This is a genomic window from Janthinobacterium sp. NKUCC06_STL, from assembly GCF_019345455.1.
In the GTDB taxonomy this organism is placed as follows: Bacteria; Pseudomonadota; Gammaproteobacteria; order Burkholderiales; family Burkholderiaceae_D; genus Janthinobacterium; species Janthinobacterium rivuli.
Genome location: NZ_JAHKQY010000007.1, coordinates 181,484 through 201,885, shown reverse-complemented (window position 1 = coordinate 201,885; position 20,402 = coordinate 181,484). Strand labels below are relative to the sequence as shown.

14 protein-coding genes are annotated in these 20,402 nt (G+C 62.7%); 3 read left to right on the top strand and 11 right to left on the bottom strand.

Annotated elements, in window-relative coordinates:
• Window positions 1-410 precede the first annotated feature (410 nt).
• The 11 genes from KO539_RS21285 to KO539_RS21235 all read right to left on the bottom strand — a co-directional run bounded on the left by KO539_RS21285 (window position 411) and on the right by KO539_RS21235 (window position 15,675).
• Complete coding sequence (locus KO539_RS21285) at window positions 411-1,697, bottom strand: O-acetylhomoserine aminocarboxypropyltransferase/cysteine synthase family protein (protein WP_219311520.1); 1,287 nt, start codon at window positions 1,695-1,697, stop codon at window positions 411-413.
• Window positions 1,698-1,791: 94 nt separating this feature from the next.
• Window positions 1,792-2,703, bottom strand: a complete 912-nt coding sequence (locus tag KO539_RS21280) for a carbohydrate kinase family protein (protein WP_219311518.1) — start codon at window positions 2,701-2,703, stop codon at window positions 1,792-1,794.
• Window positions 2,700-4,328 carry an alpha-amylase family glycosyl hydrolase gene (locus tag KO539_RS21275; RefSeq protein ID WP_219311516.1) on the bottom strand — a complete coding sequence of 543 codons (1,629 nt, stop codon included), beginning with the start codon at window positions 4,326-4,328 and terminating at the stop codon, window positions 2,700-2,702. Before KO539_RS21275 ends, KO539_RS21280 begins: the two co-directional genes overlap by 4 nt.
• Before the next feature lies 1 nt (window position 4,329).
• The gene (gene malG, locus KO539_RS21270) at window positions 4,330-5,220 is read right to left on the bottom strand and encodes a maltose ABC transporter permease MalG (RefSeq protein ID WP_034783032.1); all 891 of its coding nucleotides are present in this window, start codon (window positions 5,218-5,220) and stop codon (window positions 4,330-4,332) included.
• Window positions 5,221-5,230: 10 nt separating this feature from the next.
• On the bottom strand, window positions 5,231-6,742 hold the full coding sequence (gene malF, locus KO539_RS21265; RefSeq protein WP_219311514.1) for a maltose ABC transporter permease MalF: 1,512 nt from the start codon (window positions 6,740-6,742) through the stop codon (window positions 5,231-5,233).
• A 128-nt stretch (window positions 6,743-6,870) separates the two neighbouring features.
• Entirely contained in the window at window positions 6,871-8,091 is a 1,221-nt protein-coding gene (gene malE / locus KO539_RS21260) for a maltose/maltodextrin ABC transporter substrate-binding protein MalE (protein ID WP_051958308.1), read from the bottom strand.
• Window positions 8,092-8,200: 109 nt separating this feature from the next.
• The gene (locus tag KO539_RS21255) at window positions 8,201-9,286 is read right to left on the bottom strand and encodes an ABC transporter ATP-binding protein (protein ID WP_219311512.1); all 1,086 of its coding nucleotides are present in this window, start codon (window positions 9,284-9,286) and stop codon (window positions 8,201-8,203) included.
• 88 nt (window positions 9,287-9,374) lie between these two features.
• Complete coding sequence (locus tag KO539_RS21250; RefSeq protein WP_219311510.1) at window positions 9,375-11,012, bottom strand: alpha-amylase family glycosyl hydrolase; 1,638 nt, start codon at window positions 11,010-11,012, stop codon at window positions 9,375-9,377.
• 240 nt (window positions 11,013-11,252) lie between these two features.
• Complete coding sequence (locus tag KO539_RS21245) at window positions 11,253-12,263, bottom strand: substrate-binding domain-containing protein (RefSeq protein WP_219311508.1); 1,011 nt, start codon at window positions 12,261-12,263, stop codon at window positions 11,253-11,255.
• 416 nt (window positions 12,264-12,679) lie between these two features.
• Window positions 12,680-13,900 (bottom strand): carbohydrate porin, encoded by a 1,221-nt coding sequence (locus KO539_RS21240; RefSeq protein WP_219311506.1) that lies wholly within the window; start codon window positions 13,898-13,900, stop codon window positions 12,680-12,682.
• 218 nt (window positions 13,901-14,118) lie between these two features.
• On the bottom strand, window positions 14,119-15,675 hold the full coding sequence (locus KO539_RS21235) for an MFS transporter (RefSeq protein WP_219311504.1): 1,557 nt from the start codon (window positions 15,673-15,675) through the stop codon (window positions 14,119-14,121).
• A gap of 116 nt (window positions 15,676-15,791) precedes the next feature.
• On the opposite strand from KO539_RS21235, the gene KO539_RS21230 reads away from it, so the two are divergent.
• From KO539_RS21230 to KO539_RS21220, 3 genes are all read left to right on the top strand, one after another.
• Window positions 15,792-16,706 carry a LysR family transcriptional regulator gene (locus tag KO539_RS21230; RefSeq protein WP_219311502.1) on the top strand — a complete coding sequence of 305 codons (915 nt, stop codon included), beginning with the start codon at window positions 15,792-15,794 and terminating at the stop codon, window positions 16,704-16,706.
• Between the two features lie 312 nt (window positions 16,707-17,018).
• Window positions 17,019-18,140, top strand: a complete 1,122-nt coding sequence (locus KO539_RS21225; RefSeq protein WP_257626388.1) for a patatin-like phospholipase family protein — start codon at window positions 17,019-17,021, stop codon at window positions 18,138-18,140.
• 83 nt (window positions 18,141-18,223) lie between these two features.
• Complete coding sequence (locus tag KO539_RS21220) at window positions 18,224-19,870, top strand: methyl-accepting chemotaxis protein (protein ID WP_219311500.1); 1,647 nt, start codon at window positions 18,224-18,226, stop codon at window positions 19,868-19,870.
• The last annotated feature ends 532 nt before the right edge of the window (window positions 19,871-20,402 follow it).

The window sequence follows — 20,402 nt, the reverse complement described above, 5'->3', positions numbered from 1 at the left end:
CCATAAGGCGAAGTTAACTATACAACTACGGGCTGAATGCGGTTTGTATAATGTTGCCAATAAACAACGGAAAAATATGTATTTGAGCAATATTTATCTGTATTAATGGATTCCTCGTTTGACTTTCCCGGGCACCAGGCGCACCGGCGCATCCCAAGGATGAAAAATCAGGGCGGCGCCTTTCTCTTGACGGGTACTTTTGCCACGAACGTGGCGCAGCCGGATATTGCCTTTAAGGAAAGATTCTATCGCTGAACGTACTGTCCGCGGCCAAGCCGAAGGCAGGCATCGGCTCGTGCAGGCACCGGCTCCAGAGAGCGCTGCGCCCGTCCCGGCAGGGGCGGCATGCATGTGCCGGGACAGGCTGGCCGCCTGGTGTCAGCCTGATTGCTACTTGAATTGCTGCCTACTCAGGCCGCGTTCAAGGCCTGTTCCAGGTCTTCGCGCAAGTCGTCGATATGCTCGATGCCGACGGACAGGCGCAGCATGTCTTCGGACACGCCCGCCTTGGCCAGTTCCTCGGGATTGAGCTGGCGGTGCGTGGTGGACGCGGGGTGCGTGGCCAGCGACTTGGCGTCGCCGATGTTGACGAGGCGGGTAAACAACTGCAAGGCGTCGAGCACGCGGGCGCCTGCCGCGCGCGGATCTTCACCAGCCGCCAGTTTCAGGCCGAAGGACAAGATGCCCGAGGCGCGCCCGTCCATGTATTTTTTCACCAGCGCGTGGTCCGGGTGGTCTTCCAGGCCCGCGTAATTGACCCACGCGACTTTCGGATGCTGTTTCAGATGCTTTGCCAGGGCCAGCGTGTTGTCGCAGATGCGGTCCATGCGCAGGGCCAGCGTCTCGATGCCCTGGATCAGCTGGAAGGCGGAGAGGGGCGAAATTGCCGCACCCATGTTACGCAGCGGGACGACGCGCGCGCGGCCGATGAAGGCGGCGGGGCCGAACGCTTCCGTGTAGACGACGCCGTGATACGACACATCCGGTTCGTTCAGGCGCTTGAAGCGCTCCTTGTGATCAAACCATGGAAACTTGCCGCTGTCGACGATGGCGCCGCCCACGGTGGTGCCGTGGCCGCCCAGGTATTTGGTCAGCGAATGGACGACGATGTCGGCGCCGTGCTCGATGGGGCGGAACAGATAGGGACTCGGCACCGTGTTATCGACGATCAGCGGGATGCCGTGCGCATGCGCGATCTCGGCCAGTTTGGCTACATCGGTGACGTTGCCCAGCGGGTTGCCGATCGATTCGCAGAAGATGGCCTTGGTGCGCGCATCGATCAGCGCGGCGAAGGTTTCCGGCTGGCGCGCATCGGCGAAGCGCACTTCGATGCCGATCTGCGGCAGGGTGTGGGCAAACAGGTTGTAGGTGCCGCCATACAGCTGGCTGGCGGAGATGAAATTGTCACCCGCTTCGGCAATCGTCTGGATCGCATAGGTGATGGCCGCCATGCCCGAGGCCACGGCCAGCGCGGCCACGCCGCCTTCCAGCGCCGCGACGCGCTTTTCCAGCACGTCCTGCGTGGGGTTCATGATGCGCGTATAGATATTGCCGGCCACCTTGAGGTCGAACAGGTCAGCGCCATGCTGGGCATTGTCGAAGGCGTAGGCCACCGTCTGGTAAATGGGGACGGCGGCCGCCTTGGTGGTCGGGTCGGGGGTGTAGCCGGCGTGCACGGCCAGGGTTTCGATTCTCATGTGGTCTCCGGTGTCGATGGTATGCGGTGGTGAAATCCGCAGCCATTGTGCCATGCGACCATTAGCTGGTTGTTACGCTTGATAGAATATTAAGTCATAAGCTAGTGCTGTCTTGATATAAGTCATCCAGTTCTGCCAGCCCGATGAAGCGTTCATGCGTGCCGTTCTGCGCGCAGGCAAACGCGCCGCCGATGGCGCCGCGGAGCATGGCGGTGTCGATGCCCGCGCCATCGAGCCAGGCATGCAAAAAGGCCGCGACAAACGAGTCGCCGGCGCCATTCGTATCCACCACGGGCAGCGTCAAGCCTGCCGTCGGATAGTGGCGCACGGATGCGCCATCCCGTTCCAGCAGGTAGGCGCCGTGCGCGCCCGCCATGGCGATGACGGCTTGCGCGCGGCCTTCCGCGATAATCGCGCGCATGACGTCCTCCCGGCGCTCGCCCAGCGCGGCCGTACTGAGAAACACCAGGTCGGCGCGCAGTGCGAATTTTTTGTGGTGCGGGTTGACGCCATCCCAGTCGTGCAGATCGGTCGACACCGTCGTGCCGCACACCAGCGCGTCGTCAAACAGTTCGGCCACCCAGCCCATGATGGAAAAATGCGCGTGGCGCGCCGGTCCCAGGTAGGGCAGATAAAAAGCGGCCGGCATGCGCACGTCTTCCGGGTGGCGGCCGTCGTACAGCGACAGCCTGCGTCCTTGCGGATCGACCAGGTTGACGCTGCGCCGCGTGCCGGAAGGTTCGACGATGTGCGAGAAATCGAGCTTGGCATCTTTATAGCGCTGCAGGATGGCTGCGCCTTGCGCGTCGTCGCCGATGAAGTCGATGAACTTGCAGCGCAAGCCCAGCGCATGGCAACCGAGCGCCACGCCATTGCCCGTGTGCGCCACGTAGTCGCGGATGGGCGGCACGTGGACGGAGTCGGCGACGGGCAATTGCAGGTCGGGGACGCGCACGATGGTGTCGATGCCGGCGCCGCCGACCACTAAGATGTCATAGGTACTCATGGTGCAGCTTTCTCCAGCAGGACGGTGCCGGCCGCGTGTACCGCGACGGCGCCGTCCTTGACTATGTAGGTTTGGTTTGTATAGGCGTCGCGCAGGCTGGCGCCATCGGCAAACACGCCGTGAACTTTCAATGCGATGCTGCCTTGCGCCTCGGGCACGGCGATGATGGCGTCACCATCGATCACGCGGGCGAACGCATACGGCTTGTCGTTGATGAACCGGTGTTCGCCGCGCGCCAGGGCAGGGTGGCGCAGCCGGAACTGGCCCAGCTTGCGCGCATGCGCCAGGGTGGCCGCATCGAGCGTGTTCCAGTTCATGTCGGAGCGGGTTGCCTGCTGTTCGTCGCCGATGGGCGCCGCGCCAGGCTGGCGCGCGCTTTCATCGCCGTAGAACAGCTGCACGCCGCCCGGCGCCAGCAGCAGGGCGGACAAGCCATGCTTCAATCGGTCGCGCGGGAACAGGCTGGTGTCGTGCGAGGAGATATACGACAGGATGTCGTAGCGGGGGCTCTTATTCAGAAAGCCTGCGTACTGGCGGTACACGCCGTCGATGCTTTTCCAGTCGCCGCCAGCGCGGCTTTGAAAGTCGAAATTGATCATCGAGTCGAATCCAGCGTCATGCCAGCTGCTGCGCTCGGGGCCATGGCCCCACGCTTCGCCCGTCATCCAGAACGGTGCGTCGTCGATTTTCTGTTCTGGATGACGCGTTTTCCAGTCTTTTAATGCGTCGGTGGCCGCCGCGCGCAGGGCCAGCCAGCTGGCAGGCTCCACGTGCTTGACGGTGTCGGCCCTGAAACCGTCGACGCCGAATTCGCGCACCCAGTCGGCCAGCCAGTGGACCAGGTAACCGCGCACGGTGGTGTCGGGCAGGGCCACGGCTCGCGTGTCGGCTTTGTGTTGCAGGATGGGCGGCAAGCCCACGGCCTTGCCGCTTTCCGTGCGGAAGTCGGGCAGGTAGGCCAGCTGCATCGTGAAATCGTCCTTGCCGCCGTCCGGGTAGCCTGGCAAGCCCGCGCGCACCCAGTCCGGGCCCCACCACTGCGCGAATGCGAAGTTGTTGTAGTCGATAAAGCTGTGATAATCGCGCAGCACGGCCTTTTCATGGCCGGGCCACAGCACGGGCACCTTGTACTCGGCCAGGGTGCGCAGGTCCGCGTAGCCGGGATGGTTCAGCACCACGTCGAACAGCACGCGGATGCCTTGCGCGTGGGCCGTGTTGATCATCTCGCGCAATTCTTCGCGCGTGCCCATGTTGGCGTCCATCGTCGTGTAGTCGAGCGCCCAGTAGCCGTGGTAGGCGTAGTGCTGGAATTGCTGCTTGCCGCCCACTACCCAGCCGTGGATCTGCTCGTACGGCGCCGTGATCCACAGCGCGTTGACGCCCAGGTCTTGAAAATAGCCGGCTTTCAGTTGCTGCGTGATGCCGGCGATGTCGCCGCCGTGAAAGCTGCCGACATCGCCTCCTTGCGGGTCGGCGGCGCGGCCATAACTGTGGTCGTTGCCGGGATTGCCGTTAGCGAAGCGGTCCGTCACGGCAAAGTAGACGATGGGATTGTCTGCAAAGCTGCCCGCCTGCGCCGGCAGGCTGACGAGCAAAGCGGCGAGGGCGGTCAGCATGGTCTTCATGTCAGCCTTTCACGCCGCCAGCCGTCAGGCCGGAGATCATCCATTTTTGCGCCAGCAGGAACACGGCCGTGATGGGCAGGCCGGACAAGATGGCTGCCGCGGCGAAGTCGCCCCACAGGTATTTTTGCTCGTACAGGAACAGCTTGGAGCCGACGGCCAGGGTCAGGTTGTTCTGTTCATGCAGCAGCACGGAGGCGATCGGGTATTCGATGATGGCGCCAATGAACGACAGCAGGAACACCACCATCAGGATGGGCACCGTCATCGGCAGCAGCACGTAGATGAAGGCCTGCCACTGCGTGGCGCCGTCGACCTTGGCCGCTTCCTCGATTTCGATGGGGATGGTTTGATAGTAGCCCTTGATGGTCCAGATATGCAGGGCGATGCCGCCCGTGTAGGCCAGCACCAGGCTGCCGTGGTGGTCGATGCCCAGCCATGGCACGTAGCTGCCCAGCACGTCGAAGATGGCGTAGATGGCCACCAGGGCCAGCACGGCGGGGAACATCTGCAGCAGCATCAGCGCGGACAGGGTTTGCGATTTGAAGCGGAACTGCATGCGCGCGAACGCATACGCGCAGGTGGTCGACAGCAGCACGGTAACGGTGGCGCTCATGCTGGCCACCTTGATGGAATTCCACAGCCACAGCAGCACGGGGAAGTCCGGCTCGACGAGGGCGCCATTGGGCGCCTGGTAAGACATGCCCAGCGCCAATCGCCAGTGCTCGAAGCTGATCTCGGGCGGGATCAAACTGCCCGAGGCGAAGTTGCCGGGCCGCAGCGAGATCGACAAGATCATCAGGAAGGGGAACATCACCAGCGCGATCAGCGCGATCACGGCGACGTGGGCCGCCAGGATGCGCCAGCGGTTGGAACGGTCGACAACGATAGCCATATGCTGTCCTTTATGCTTTGTTCATGCGCGTCAGGCGCATGTTGACCAGCGAAATCGCGGCCACGAGGAAGAAGATCAGGGTCGAGATGGCGGCGGCCAGGCCAAAGTTCTGGCCGGAATCCTCGAACGCGATGCGGTAGGTATAGGACACGAGCAAGTCCGTCGTGCCGGCCGGTAAAGTCGTGTCGAGGAAATCGGGACGCCCGCCCGTCAGCAAGCTGATCAGTACGAAATTGTTGAAATTGAAACCGAGGCTGGCCACCATCAAGGGCGTCAGCGGCTTGATGATCAACGGCAAGGTGATCTTGAAGAAATTCGTCAGCGGTCCCGCACCGGCCAGGGCCGACGCTTCATACAGGTCTGACGGGATAGCCTTGATCAAGCCCATGCACACCACCATCATGTAGGGGTAGCCGAGCCAGGTGTTGACGATCAAAATCATGGCCTTGGCCAGGGTGGTATCCGAGAACCAGGCGGGCTTGATGCCGAACAGGGCGTCGAGCACGAGGTTGATTTCGCCAAAGTTATTGTTGAACAAGCCCTTGAAGACCAGGATGGAAATGAAGCCGGGCACGGCGTACGGCAGGAACAGCAGGGTACGGTACAGGCCGCGGAAGCGCAGCGCATCCCAGTTCAGCAGTACAGCCAGCACCATGCCCAGGCCCGTCGTCGTGGCCACGCTGATCAGGGCGAAAACGATGGTCCACACGAAAATGCGCAGGAAGGGGCCGCGGAACGCTTCGTCGGAGAAAATCTTGACGAAGTTGGCGAAGCCCACGTTGACCTTGAAGCCCGGTTCCAGTTTCGTGCCGTCCGGCATTTCATAAAAGCCCGTCTTGAAGTTCGGCGTGACCAGTTCGCCCGTGGCGATTTTCTTCAGGGTCTTGTCCGGCAGTTGCTTATAGACGTGCGCGACGGGGCCGAATTCGCGCAAGCCCACCATGCGCAACTCGATCTTGTTCGGCAGCACGAGGGTGAGCAGTTTCAAATCCTTTTGCAGGGCGATGATGTCCTTGATGCCCAGCGGCGCGGCCAGCACGGGCGTCTGTACGGGATCGATCGGCGCCACTTCCACGTTCAGGGGCACGGCGCGCTTGAGGGCCAGCGGCTGCGTCAAGAGCACTTCGCCCGTGTCCGGGCTTTCCAAGCGCAAACGGTATTCCTTGTTGTCGGCATGCACGGTCATGGCATAGCCGGCGCTTTCCACCCGCTGCGTTTCGTCCAGCAAATATTGCGTGGCCCGCTCGTAGGTGAGCAGGTTGCGCGAACTGAAATTGGTAAAACCGATCGACACCGTGTACACCATCGGCAGCAGCACGAAGACGATGACCGCCGTGATGCCGGGAAACAGATAACGGTAGGCATAGGCGCGCGGCGACGTGAAGACGAACGTCGTCAGGGTCAGCAAGCCGAGGAAAACGGCGGCCAGCATGGTCTGGCCGGAAATGTACAACATGAAGAGCAGATACAGACCCAGCGCCATGCTGATGGTCAATACCGTAGGGCCGATAAACTTGCGCACGATGGATACCTGTAATGATACGTAGGTCGGATTAGGCCCAAAGGGCCGTAATCCGACAACATTGTTGGCGGCACATGTCGGATTACGCGCTACACGCTAATCCGACCTACGCTCAAACAAAATATGGCTTAATTGGCGGTCGTAATCCGCTTCGCCGCCGCATCCAGGCCATCCTTGGTCGTCTGGCGGCCTTGCGTGATGTTTTCCAGCGCCGATTGCATCGACGACCAGAAGCGGCCCATTTCCGGGTTGTTCGGCATTGGACGGCCAGCTTGCGCGCTTTCCATCGTTGCCTGGATGTTCGGATTGGCCTTCAATTCCGCGAACAGCACCTTGTTTGCTGGCGTGCCCAGCGGGACGTCGGCGTTGATGGTTTTCAGGCCATTGAGCTGCAGCATCTGGTTTTCCAGGAATTCCGTGGCCAGATCCTTGTTCGGGCTGGCCTTCGAAATCATCGCGCCCAGCACGCCCACGAATGGGGTGGCCGTCTTGCCTGCCACGGTAGGGATCGTTGCCACGCCGAAGTTGATCTTCGACTTGCGCGCGTTGTCCCACGACCATGGGCCGTTGATCATCATGGCGATCTTGCCCTGGTTGAAGCCGGCTTCCATCTCGGCATAGCCGGCGCCCTTCGGCATGGCGCCGCTGTTGATCAGGGTCATCAGCGCATTCACGCCCGCTTGCGAGCCGGCATTGTTGACACCCGTCTTGGCTGCATCGTAGCGGCCGTCGGACTTGACTTCAAACGGGAAGCCGCCGCCCGCGCCCAGCAATGGCCACGTGAAATAGGTGTTCGTGTAATCCCACAGGATGGCTTTCTTGCCTTGCGCGGAGAGTTTCTTGTCCAGTGCGGCGATTTCCTCGAAGGTTTTTGGCGGCGTCGGCACCAGGTCCTTGTTGTAGACGAGGGCGACGGCTTCGATGGAGATCGGGTAGCCCCAGGTCTTGCCGCTCACCGTAAAGGCGTTCCAGGCCAGTGGCAGGATGGCGGCGCGCGCTTCCTTGCTTGGCGTCAATGGTTGCAGCAAGCCGGCGTCGATCCAGGTGCCGATGCGGTCATGCGGCCAGATCCAGATGTCCGGGCCCTTGCCTGCGGCCGCTGCTTGCTGGAATTTGTTTGGTGCATCTTCCGGATGCTCGACGACGACCTTGATGCCCGTCTTCTTGGTGAATTCTTCGCCGACCTTGGCCAGGCCCTTGTAGCCCTTGTCGCCATTGATCCAGATCAGCAGGGTGCCTGCTTCGGCCGCGTGCGCCATGCTGACGGCGGCCAGATTGCCGATGCCGGCCAGGGCGGCGGCGATCAGGGTGGTTTTGATGAAGCTGCGTTTCGGGTGCGTGAAGGACATGTCAATCTCCAGTATCTTTTTTTATGCTAAGTTTATGTTGAGTATCAAGGCTGAAACGATGCAACCAGGCCAGGCGGCGCCTGTAGCGCCTGGCCCTTTAAATTCGGAATCAGGTACGGGTCTGGCCGTGCTCGTCGAACACGTGGACGCGGGCGGGCGCCACTTGCAGGGCCACGGATTGGCCAATGGCCCAGTCCGTTTCCGCATCGGCGCGCACCACCAGCGGCTCGTCGCCGCCCGCTACCTGCACATACAGATAGCTGATGTCACCCAGTTTTTCCACCGCCTGCACGGTGGCCGTGATGGCGGCAGTGGCGCCGGGCGCGCACGCCTGCACGTGTTCGGGACGCGCGCCGACGGTGACGGGGGTGCCGCTGGCAAGCGGCTGCGTCAGGACGGCCTGCAGCATGCCGCCCGCATTGGTGGCGATGGTGGCCACGCCGTCCGCATAGCTGTGGATATTGCCTTTGAGGAAGTTCATGCGGGGCGAGCCGAGGAAGCCTGCCACGAACAGGTTGGCCGGATGGTGGTACAGCTCCAGCGGTGCGCCCACTTGCTCGATGCGGCCCGCGTTGAGCACGACGATGCGGTCGGCCAGGGTCATCGCTTCGACCTGGTCATGCGTGACGTAAATCATGGTCGAGCGCAATTCGCGGTGCAAGTTCGCCAGTTCGATGCGCATCTGCACGCGCAGCGAGGCGTCGAGATTCGACAGCGGTTCGTCGAACAGGAAAACGTCGGGTTTGCGCACGATGGCGCGGCCGATGGCCACGCGCTGGCGCTGGCCGCCCGACAAGTCTTTTGGTTTGCGTTCCAGCAACGGTTCGATGCGCAGGATTTGCGCGGCGCGCTGCACGGCGTCGGCGATCTGCACCTTGTTCATGCCAGCCAGTTTCAGGCCAAACGCCATGTTTTGTGCCACGCTCATGTGCGGGTACAGGGCGTAGCTCTGGAATACCATGGCGATGCCCCGTTTGGCGGGCGGCACATCGTTCATGCGTGTCTTGCCGATATATAAGTCGCCGCCGCTGATTTCTTCCAAGCCGCAGATGCTGCGCAGCAAGGTGGATTTGCCGCAACCCGATGGGCCCACGAAGACCATGAACTCGCCATCGGCGATCTCCAGGTCGATGCCGTGCAGGGTTTGCACGTCGCCATATGCCTTTTTCAGTCCTGCTAACTTCAGTCCAGCCATGTCTGTCGTCCTCAATCTGTCAATTCGTCCCCGCTGATGCGCGGGGCTCGTTATTGTAATTGGCGGCATGGCCGCCAAAGCCTGCGATTTATGCCAGGGTGCCGAACCAGCCGCCATGCGCGGGCAGGGTGATCTGCTGGCCATCTTTATTACCTGGCAAGCCGTGACCGGCCAGGTCGGCCGCCGGCGCCGCGTCTGGCCAGGCGAAGGTGACGGCTTGCGTGCCCAGGTTGAAGGCCGCCAGGATGGACGGTTGGCCTGGCAAGTCGCGGCGCAAGGCCAGCACGGGTTCCGGCGCATCGAAGAAGACGATGTCGCCGCGCAGCAATTGCGGCAGGGTGCGGCGCCAGGCGAGGATGTTCTGCGCAAACCGCAATGGTGAAGCGGAATCGTTTTCTTCGACATCAACGGCGCGCGCCAGATGCTCGGGCGGCAAGGGCAGCCAAGGTTTGGCATTGCTGAAACCGCCATGCGGCGCATCGGCCACCCACGGCATTGGCGTGCGGCAGCCGTCGCGGCCCTTGAACTGTGGCCAGAACGGGATGCCGTACGGGTCTTGCAGCGCCTCGAAAGGAATGTCCGCTTCCGTCAGGGCCAGCTCGTCGCCCTGGTACAGGCACGGCGTGCCTTTCAGCGCTGCCTGCACGGCCAGCACGACCTTGGCCAGCGATGGCGACGGGTTTTCGCCGCCCCAGCGCGTCATGACGCGCACGCTGTCGTGGTTGCCCACGGACCAGGAAGCCCAGCCGTCGGCCACTTGCGCCTCGAACTCTTCCACTTGCTTGCGGATGTGCGCGGCGGAAAACTCCGCCGTCAGCAAGTTGAAACTGTAGGCCATGTGCAGCTTGTCGGCGCCCGTGTAGGCCGCCATGGTGGCCAGCGCATTGTCGTCGCCCACTTCGCCGATGGAAATAGCCTGGTATTCATCGAGCACGGCGCGCACGCGCTGCAGGTAGGCGATGTTTTCCGGCTGCGTCTTGTCGTACACGTGCGCCTGCATGCCGTAGGGGTTGATGGCCGATACGCTGCTGGCATCGCGCTGCGCGGCTGGCGGATTGTCGCGCAGCAGCTGGTCGTGATACGGGAAGTTGCAGGAATCGAAGCGGAAGCCGTCGACGCCGCGTTCCAGCCAGAAACGCAGATTGTCCAGCTGCGCTTGCTGCACGGCCGGATTGTGGAAGTTCAGGTCGGGCTGGCTGACGAGGAAATCGTGCAGGTAATACTGGCCGCGGCGCGGCTCCCATTGCCAGGCCGAGCCGCCGAACACGGACAGCCAGTTGTTTGGCGCCGTGCCGTCCGGTTTCTGGTCGGCCCAGACATACCAGTCGGCCTTGGGATTGTCGCGGCTGGAGCGGCTTTCCACGAACCACGGGTGGACGTCGGACGAGTGCGACAGCACCTGGTCGATCATCACTTTCAAGCCCAGTTCATGGGCGCGCGCCACCAGGCGGTCGAAGTCGGCCAAAGTACCAAACATGGGATCGACGTCGCAGAAGTCGGCCACGTCATAGCCGAAGTCTTTCATCGGCGACGTGAAGAAGGGCGAGATCCACACGATGTCGGCGCCCAGAGCGGCGATGTAATCGAGCTTGGAAGTAATGCCGGGCAAGTCGCCGATGCCGTCGCCATTGCTGTCGAGGAAGCTGCGTGGATACACCTGGTAGATGACGGCGCTGCGCCACCAGTCGGCGGGCAGGTGGGCGAGATTGTTCTGGATGGTCGGCATGAATGATTTCTTAAAAGTTGCCTGTAGCCGTGGCTATCAAGGCGGCGCTGCTGGTTGGTAGGCGAACGTCTTATTTTAAAATTCAAAGCGCTTTGGGTATGAAATGAGTATAGTTCAAAGCGCTTTGAAAAGTAAAGCGATACACGCGCCAGACATACGATTTTTTTATGAGGGTGATTCAGGACAACAATGCGGCCGCGCCGGCCAGGCGGCCGGCGGCGTAGGGACAGCGAAAAACGCTTACTGCGGCACGGGGCCGGCCGACTCGCCCGGCAACAGTTCGCACGGCCACAGTTCCTGCAGGTCGGTGACGGGCGTGCCGTCCATCAGGGCCAGCAGCATGTGGATCATCTTCGCGCCGGCGCCGCGCGGGTCGGGCTGGACGACGGTGGTGACGTTGTGGCCGGCCAGGGAATCTTCCATCACGCCCCAGACGATCAGCGACATCTCGCTGCCGATGGCGATGCCCGCGTCGAGCAGGGCGCGCACGGCGCCCACGCCCGACATGTGATTGTCGACGATGACGGCAGTGGGACGGGGCGAGCGGGCCAGCAGGCGCTGCATGGCCTGGTAGCCGGCGCGGCGGTCGTGCGCGTTGTCGACCAGGTTGTCCGGGTCGACGGGCAGTCCGCCCGCCTGCATGGCGTGCTGGAAACTGTCGACGCGCTGGCGCACGAAGTTCAGGTCCGGCGTGGCGCTGATGAGGCCAATGCGCTGGTGGCCCAGCTGCGCCAGGCGCTCGACGGCCAGGCGCATGCCGGCCTCGTTGTCATAGTCGAACCAGGCGTGCGGCTGGTTCAGCTGCGTGCGGCCATGCGCGACAAACGGCATGCCCTGCTGCGCCAGGTAGGCGATGCGCTCGTCGAACGGCTTTGTGCGGCCGACGATCAGGCCATCGATGCGGCGGCCCTTGACCATGCGTTCATACGTGTGGAATTCATTGGTGGCCGAGGCGGGCGCGATCATCATGTCCATCTGCTGCGCTTCCAGCGCTTCCGACATGCCGCCGACGATCTCGATGAACATGGGGTCGGCCAGGTCGTTCGGCATCAGCGGGTAGATGATGCCGACGATATTCGTGCGCCCGACGGCCAGGCTGCGCGCCATGGGATTGGGGCGGTAGCCAGCGGCCTGCGCGGCAGCCAGCACCCGCTCGCGCGTGCGTTCGCTTACTTCAGGATAGCCATTCAAGGCGCGGCTGACGGTGGTTTCGGATATTCCTAGCGTTTTGGCGAGATTTTTGAGGTTCATGGATGCTGCAGTCGGGGTCTATCCAGGGTGGGTCGGGAGCGTTGCGGCGCGATAAAGGGTAGTTTATCTGATAAATGCCGGATTGATCAGGGGTATGGCAAGCGGCGGCGGCGCCCAAAAAAATACGCGGGCAAACCCAGGGGCGCCCGCGCTAAAAGAGGATACTGCTGAATCACTACATTGAAGCTGCCGGCCATCGCGTGCAGCGGCGAAATGGTGGGTCCGGTTACTACCTGCCCCGAAATGCGGGCGGTGCTGCTGCCAGTGGCTGGAGCCTTGCGGCGTCAGCCAGTGTTGGATGCCTCTGATCAATAAAGAGCGTCTGATAAAACGTTCAGGGCAAGGCGCACGGTCGCAGACAGTACGCTAATACGGCAAGACCGTGCAACGCCGCCATGGACGTTTTTCAGATGCTCTTACCACCACGACTCGACCTGGAAACCGACCGAGCTGCCATTCGTCTTGCCACCGAACACGCCCGTCGACGACAGCGCCGATTCCGCGGCGGCGGCCGACTGGGCTGCCTTGTTCCATTTGGCGTAGGTGTAGAAGGCGCGCAGCACGGGGCGCGACCAGAAGCTGTTGCCGGCCGACAGTTGCGGCGCGAAGGTCAGCTTGGTCAGGTTGCGGCTCTCGCCGCCTTCCGGCTTGACGATGTCGTGGCCCAGTTCCACGGCCAGGCTGTAGTTGTCCGTGAAGTGGTAGACGGGGCGCGCGCCGATCGACGTCCACTTGCTGCTCACGCCTGCCGTTTCCTTGTCTTCATAGACGAAGGTGCCCATGCCCGACCAGGCGCCTTTGGGCTGGATCATGATTTGTTCCGTCAGACGCACGACCTTGTCATCCTTGCCGGCGCCCAGGCTGAAGCCGCCCGTGTTGGCGGCGCTGCCTTTGCCGTACTGCAATGCCACCTTGTTGAAGCCGCCCAGCAGATTGCCTTGCGTATGCATGATGGTCAGCAAGTGGCCGCTGGCGATGGGGGCCGCGCCTTGCGCGTTGCGTTTCTGGTTGAATTGCAAGCCCAGGGTCAGTTCGCCGTCCGGGTTGACCTTGATGCCGGAGAAGCGCAGGTCGTGGGACAGGCCCATGCGATTGCTGTCGCCGTCGTCGGCCGTGCGCACGATGGCGTAGGCCAGTTTGGCGGCGCCCAGGTCGATGTTTTCCAGGCCGGCGCCAGGGCCGCTGTTATTCCAGAAGTAGTAATCGGTGATGTGCACGTCCTGGCGGTCGTAGTAGCGCTTGCCGACCCAGGCGCGCGCTTCGGCGAAGGCGCCCGTGCCGATCTTGTCGGCGACGACGTTCATTTCGCGCCACGACGGGTCCGATTGTTCCCAGTCCTGGTTCTGGTTGACGGAGAAGGCCACCAGGGTATTGATGCGGAAAGTGGTGCCGTTGGCTGCCTTGAAGGCTTCACCGCCGAATTTCAGCTCGCCGTAGGTTTCGCACTCATTGCCCAGGCGATACTTGGACGAGGCGCCGGCCAGGCCGAAACACGCTTCCTTGCCGCCTTCGCTGCTGGTGCCGAAGCCCGAGCGGATGTAGCCGCCGAAATCGATCGGCAGGGCGGCCTGGGCGGCCGAAGCGCTCAAGGCCAACGCCACGGCGGCAGGCAAAGTTTTCAAGAAATGTTTGTTCATTGCGTCTCCAGTGTTTTTATAGGTGTGGGATCGGTGCGCATAACTTCGCACAACCAAAGCGCTTTAGTTATGTCTCAAAGCGCTTTGAGTATAGTTCAAAGCGCTTTGATCAGTAAACTAGTTTTATTCCTTGAAACTTTTGAGGTGTTGCGGGGAAACATCAGGGGAGGAAGGGCGGCACGTGAGCCGCCCGGTCTTGCAGGGGCGAAGCTAGCGGGTCAGTTTGTCGTCTTGCTGGCGGGCGCGGTGGCAATATGTTCGGTAGCACCGGCCGGATGACGCAGGAATGTCAGGATCAGCAGTGCCGACGCCGTCGTAATGCTGGCCAGCACATACAGCAAATGGCGGAAGGCCGTACCGTACGCTTGCGCCAGTTCGCCGGCGCCGGCCTGCGGCAACAGGGTAGCTGTATGGCGCAGCTCGCCCAGCGCCAGGAAGGGGCCGGCGTGCGCCGCCTCGTGCGCGCCGATGCCGGCACCGCCCAGCGCCGCGACGCTGAACGTGCCCAGCAGCGCGCTGACGATGGCCAGCGCCAGGCCTTCGCCCGCCACGCGCGTCGTATTGAAGATGCCGGCCGCCATACCGGCCCGCTCGACGGGCACGACGCTGATGGCCAGGCCATCCATCAAACCCCACGGCAGGCTGATGCCGCAGCCGATCAGCAGCAACGGCCCGATCAAGGTGGCAGGCGGCTGGCCCGGCGCGCACGTCGACAGCCACAGCAAGCCGGCCGCCGCCAGCAGCAGGCCGCTGGCGCAAATGTGCGCGGCGGCAATGCGTTGCGCCGCCATGCCGGCCAGTACCGGCAGCACCAGCATGGGCGCGGACAGGGCGATCATCATGCGTCCCGCTTCCAGCGCGCTGTAGCCTTCGATGCCGATGAAGCGGGCCGGCAGCAGCACCAGCAGCACGACGAAGGAAAACGCGGGCGCGGCGGCCAGCAGCTGCACGCCGGCAAAGGCGGGCAGGCGGAACAGGGTCAAGTCCAGCATGGGCCGCGCCGCGCGCCGCTCCACGCGGATGAAAACGGCCAGCAGCATGGCCGCGCCACCGAGCAGTCCCAGGCTGGCGGCGCTGCCCCAGCCACTGTCGGGCGCCTGCAGCAAGCCATAGGTAAACAGGGACAGCGCACCGGTAAACGTCAGGGCGCCGGGCCAGTCGACGCCTTGCGCTTGCGGGTCGCGCGTTTCGCGCATGGCGTGCGCGGCGGCCAGCAGGGCGGCCAGGCCGGCTGCGGCCGTGGCGATAAAAATGGCGCGCCAGCCCGTGTGCGTGATCAAGGTGCCAGCCAGGAAGGGGCCGAAGGCCAGGCCCACGCCGAAGGCAGTACCGATCAGGCTGAAGGCGCGCGCGCGGGCAGGGCCATCGAATTCCTGCGCCAGGGCAGCCAGTCCGCTCGACAGGGCCATGGCGCAACCGAGGCCCTGGACGGCGCGCAGCACGTCGAGCCACACAATGCCGGGCGCGGCCGCCAGCGCCAGCGCGGCGGCGGAAAACACAGCCATGCCCAGCAAGAACACGCGCTTGCGGCCATAGCGGTCGGCCAGCGCGCCAGCCACCATCAGGCAGCCGCCAAAGCTGAGCATGAAGGCATTCGTGATCCACGCCAGCGCCAGCGGCGTGCCGTGCAGGTCGGCGGCGATGGCGGGAATGGCGATGGCCGGTCCCGTAAAACTGAGCGGCATGCACAGCGCAGCCAGGCTGACGGCGGCCAGCACCAGCGTGCGGCGTGCTGCCGCTGGTTCCGGGGCTTGCGCGGGAAGATTCGTATCCATGGGGATGATTCCAGAAAGAGGGGAATCTGATGATAATATGGACGCAATCCATGAAAAAGTGGCTGAAAATCCACTCATAACGGACAAATATTCCCTAATCAAGATGGCGAGACGGTATGGATAATCTGAACGGCATTGCTGCCTTCGTGCGCGCGGCGGAAACTTCCAGTTATGTGGCGGCCGGTCGGCTGCTCGGCGTGTCGGCTTCGGCCGTGGGCAAGAGCGTGGCGCGGCTGGAAGAAAAGCTGGGCGTGCGCTTGCTCAACCGCAGCACGCGGCGCATCAGCCTGAGCAACGAGGGCGCGCTGTTTTACGAGCGCTGCCAGCGCATCCTGGCCGACCTCGGCGATGCCGAGGCGGAACTGTCGCACCTGGCCGAGGCGCCGCGCGGCAAGCTCAAGGTCAGCCTGCCCGTGATCGGCTACCGCATCATCCTGCCCTTGCTGGCCGAGTTTACCCGTCTGTATCCGGAGATCGAGCTCGACCTCGATTTCAATGACCGCCTGGTCGACGTGGTGGCCGAAGGCGTCGACGTGGCCGTGCGCAGCGGTACGCTCACCGATTCGCGGCTGATGGCGCGCGAACTGGGGCCGTTTGCCTTTGCCATCGTCGGCTCGCCCGCGTATTTCGCCCGCCATGGCGTGCCAGCCACACCGCGCGCGCTGGAAGGGCACGCTTGCGTGCGCTATAAATTTCCCACCACGGGCAAGCTGCAGGAATGGGCGTTGCAGCGCGCCGGGGGCGACAACGGCGGCGAGTTGCGCTTGCCGACCGCCTTGACCTGCAACAATATCGAAGCCTTGATCGGCGCCGCCACGCAGGGTGTGGGCCTTGCTTATTTACCGGACTTTATCGTGCGTGACGCCATCGGACGGGGTGAGCTGCAAGCCGTGCTGGCCGAGTACTTACTGTACTCAAGCAAGTTCTGGGTGCTGTGGCCGTCAAGCCGCCACCTGTCGCCCAAGATTCGTGTTTTTGTTGACCATTTGTGTACCCACCTGCATTTCTCCTCGCCACCTTCCATCCCCTGAATGCTCTGACAGCCGCCATGGCGGCTGGTTGAGGAATATTCCTACCCTACAGAGATTTTTCCTAGCATTGCGGAACATTTATTTGTTGCAATGCACCACGCTACGCCGCGCGCCGTCACCTTATGTCCTTTCTGAATACCCATCATGCGTTAACTAAATTGCCATAAGGAATTTATTTATGTTAATTTAATATCTGTTTCCACAACATTGCATCAACTTCATGGTTGTGGAAATAAATACATGACGAGGCGCCATAAGCGTGTAGTAACTAACAATTAGGGGTAATTACCCCGTTCCGTTCAGGGAGTGTGCATGAAGACAGTCACGACGACGCCGCCGGATCCGGCGCCAGCCGCGCCAGCGAAACCGGCCCGCAAAACGGGTCTGCTGCTGGGTGGCGGCGCACCAAATTCCACCTTGATCGCCGGCGCCCTGGCCGCGTTCCTCGACGAAGGCATCGAGTTCGACGTCATTTCCGCCTCGGGCGCCGGTGTGTTGATGGGTTTGCTTTACACGACGCCGCATGAAGCCACGCCGCGCCAGGCCTTGCAAAGCTGGGCCGACACGGGCGTGGCCGACAGCATCTACAAGATGATTCCGATCAACTACAAGGTCTTCCAGAAGCCGGGCATGCAGGCGAGCACGTTCCGCGACGCCTTCCAGCCGCCGGCCAACAATCCTTTTTTTCAGGCGTTCCAGCAAACGTTTGCGGGCGTGCCCACGGCTTGGTCGGACTGGGGGAAATTGATGGTGTCGTCGCTGTCGCCATCGGACCTGTCGGCGAAAAGCCTGGGCCTGTGCGCGCACTTGCCCTTCCTGGAAAAAGCCGTGGATTTTTCGGGCGTGGCGCGCATGCGCCCCGATTTCTACATCAATGCCTACAACCTCAGCGAGCACCGCATGCAAATCTGGGGCAAGCACGAGATCGAGCCGATTCACGTGCGCGCCGCGCTGTCGTTTCCGTTTCTGTATGCACCGACGACCATCGCGGGCGACGATTACATCGAAGGCGCGGCGCTCGATACGCTCAATTTCGACCCGTTTATCGAAGGCAAGGGCGAGCACCATGACGCCGACACCCTGGTCATCCTCGACATCCTCGGTGACGAGCGCCTGCTGCGCAAGCCGCGCAACCTGTACGACGCCTGGGTGCGCTCCATCATCACGCCGCTGGTGAAAATTTCCAAGAGCGAGCTGCGCCTGTTTGAACTCGAGCACAACACGGACAGAAGCACGGGCCAGCCCAAGCGGCGTCTGCTGAAACTCGACCTGATGGGCGGCATTCCCGAGCAGCACTGGCCCGACACCCTGGACTGGTCGAGCTCGAACATGCAGCTGCTGTTCGACGTGGGCCACAAGGCGGGCCTGGCGTTTTGCCGCCAGCATGGCGACTTGCTGCGCCGCGCGCCCGAGGCTTCCCCGCTGGCGGCTTAGCCGCCTGCAAGCGATCCCGGCCACCCGATCGGCAGCTCATATCCCGCCTGGCCTTGCCAGGCTACTTTTTACTGTGACACACCATGAATATCACCAAGCAATTAATTCTGACCCTCACCATCGCCTTGCTGGCCCTGCTATTGCTGGGCGCCGGCGGCGCCATCCAGCTGCAGCGCGCCCAGGAGCGTTTTGACACCGTGCAAAACCGCATCATCCCCAGCATCCAGGGCTTGAATGCGGCCAAGGGTTTCCTGGCCGATTCGCGTCTGGCCGGCTACCGCCTGTCCGTGTTCTCTAACCTGGCCGACAAGACAGCGCTGGACAAGGCCGTGGCCGACGCCAACACGAATTTCGACAAGGTCATCGCCACCTACCGCGCCGAGCGCCTGTACGACGCGACGGACAGCAAGATGCTCGACGCCGACCAGGCCGCCATGGAAGCGTACCGCCGCGCGCTGGCGCCATTCTTTGCCGCCGCCTACGCGGGCGATATGGATGGCGTGCGCGCCACCTTGCTGGCCGGCACGCCGCTGGCCATCACGGCCGCCGCCGCGAAAAAGAGCATGGATGACCACATCGCCTACAACAACAAGCTGGTCGACGACGTGAAGGCCGAGAGCCTGGCCGCCTACGACACGGCGTTCAACACCATGCTGGCCGTGCTGGGCGTGGCCGTGCTGCTGACGGGCGCGCTGGCCTGGCATATCTACCGCACCATCAGCGGCGGCCTGGGCAATATCGAACATACGCTGGAAAGGGTCAGCGCCTCGCTGGACCTGTCCGCCGCCATGCCCGTCGAACGCATGGATGAAGTGGGCCGCACGGCCACGGCCTTCAACAAATTCCTCGAGCGTATCGTCGGCGTGATCGCCACCGTGCGCACCTCGGCCGATACGGTCAGCGTGGCGGCCGCGCAGATTTCCGCTGGCAATGCGGACTTGTCCGTGCGCACGGAGCAGCAGGCGTCTTCCCTGGAAGAAACGGCATCGAGCCTGGAAGAGCTGACCTCGGCCGTGCGCCAGAACACGGACAATGCGCGCCAGGCGAACGCGCTGGCCGTGTCGGCCTCGGACGTGGCCCGCAAAGGCGGCGCCGTGGTGGCGCAAGTGGTGGGCACGATGGGTTCGATCAACGAATCGGCGAAGAAGATCGCCGACATTATCGGCGTGATCGACGGCATTGCTTTCCAAACCAACATTTTGGCGCTGAATGCGGCCGTCGAAGCGGCCCGCGCAGGCGAGCAGGGCAGGGGCTTCGCCGTGGTCGCCACCGAAGTGCGCAACCTGGCGCAGCGCTCGGCGGCGGCCGCCAAGGAAATCAAGGGATTGATCGAGGATTCCGTCGATAAAGTCAACACGGGCAGCGTGCTGGTCGACCAGGCCGGCGCGACGATGGAAGAAATCGTCGCCAGCATCTTGCGCGTGACGGACATCATGGGCGACATCGCCAACGCCAGCCACGAACAAAGCGCCGGCATCGAGCAAGTGAACCAGGCCATTTCGCAAATGGACCAGGTCACCCAGCAAAACGCAGCCCTGGTGGAAGAGGCGGCCGCGGCAGCCTCCTCGCTGCAAGACCGTGCCATCGAGCTGGTCGACGTGGTGGCCGTGTTCCGCCTGCGCGGCGATACCCAAGGGAAAGCGTTGAAAGTGGCGGGCGGCTTGCCGGCCCCGGCAACAGCCGCCGCCAGCCGGCGCCTGGCCTTGCCGGGCCGCAGCACCCGCGCTTGAACCTTGTGACTGCCCCGGTACGCCGGGGGTTTGGTGCTGGCGTCGTCGGATGGGGGCCTTGAGTTCTGCAACTGTGGCGAGTGGCAGTAAAGTTGTTCGGGCTGGCAGGGCGGAGGGAGGGGCACCGCCCGGCTTCTCGCCAGTCAGGGTGTCTGCTTCACTGTCGGGCGCGTGAGTTCGCTTTCGCCCCATAGTAGCCATTCCTCAGCAACTAAGAGACTAGCTTCGCTTTCGCTCCGTGAGATTTGAGATTGTGACCACGACATTTCTCGATTTTCGGTTGACCCGTGCAGTACTGATTACCACAGCGTCAGCTGGCTTTTCTGCGGCGATGTATAGCTCAAAAATTCGGTCGTCACCATCGAAAACCGTTCCAAGCGTTAGATTTTTTGCCCACTCCTCGGGCATTGGTTCGTATCCGTCGAGCGCAGTACGAGTCGCCACTCGGGCGATCGCCTGCAGCTCGTCCAATTCCTTCGGCGCTATCGATATGCCTGAAATTCGTTTCATTGTTGACCTTACGTTTCACACG

What these genes read in the sequence shown, in the direction of transcription:
- KO539_RS21285 (WP_219311520.1), bottom strand. Translation starts at nt 1,697, where the DNA reads ATGAGAATCGAAACCCTGGCCGTGCACGCCGGCTACACCCCCGACCCG.
- KO539_RS21280 (WP_219311518.1), bottom strand. Translation starts at nt 2,703, where the DNA reads ATGAGTACCTATGACATCTTAGTGGTCGGCGGCGCCGGCATCGACACC.
- KO539_RS21275 (WP_219311516.1), bottom strand. Translation starts at nt 4,328, where the DNA reads ATGAAGACCATGCTGACCGCCCTCGCCGCTTTGCTCGTCAGCCTGCCG.
- malG (WP_034783032.1), bottom strand. Translation starts at nt 5,220, where the DNA reads ATGGCTATCGTTGTCGACCGTTCCAACCGCTGGCGCATCCTGGCGGCC.
- malE (WP_051958308.1), bottom strand. Translation starts at nt 8,091, where the DNA reads ATGTCCTTCACGCACCCGAAACGCAGCTTCATCAAAACCACCCTGATC.
- KO539_RS21255 (WP_219311512.1), bottom strand. Translation starts at nt 9,286, where the DNA reads ATGGCTGGACTGAAGTTAGCAGGACTGAAAAAGGCATATGGCGACGTG.
- KO539_RS21250 (WP_219311510.1), bottom strand. Translation starts at nt 11,012, where the DNA reads ATGCCGACCATCCAGAACAATCTCGCCCACCTGCCCGCCGACTGGTGG.
- KO539_RS21245 (WP_219311508.1), bottom strand. Translation starts at nt 12,263, where the DNA reads ATGAACCTCAAAAATCTCGCCAAAACGCTAGGAATATCCGAAACCACC.
- KO539_RS21240 (WP_219311506.1), bottom strand. Translation starts at nt 13,900, where the DNA reads ATGAACAAACATTTCTTGAAAACTTTGCCTGCCGCCGTGGCGTTGGCC.
- KO539_RS21235 (WP_219311504.1), bottom strand. Translation starts at nt 15,675, where the DNA reads ATGGATACGAATCTTCCCGCGCAAGCCCCGGAACCAGCGGCAGCACGC.
- KO539_RS21230 (WP_219311502.1), top strand. Translation starts at nt 15,792, where the DNA reads ATGGATAATCTGAACGGCATTGCTGCCTTCGTGCGCGCGGCGGAAACT.
- KO539_RS21225 (WP_257626388.1), top strand. Translation starts at nt 17,019, where the DNA reads ATGAAGACAGTCACGACGACGCCGCCGGATCCGGCGCCAGCCGCGCCA.
- KO539_RS21220 (WP_219311500.1), top strand. Translation starts at nt 18,224, where the DNA reads ATGAATATCACCAAGCAATTAATTCTGACCCTCACCATCGCCTTGCTG.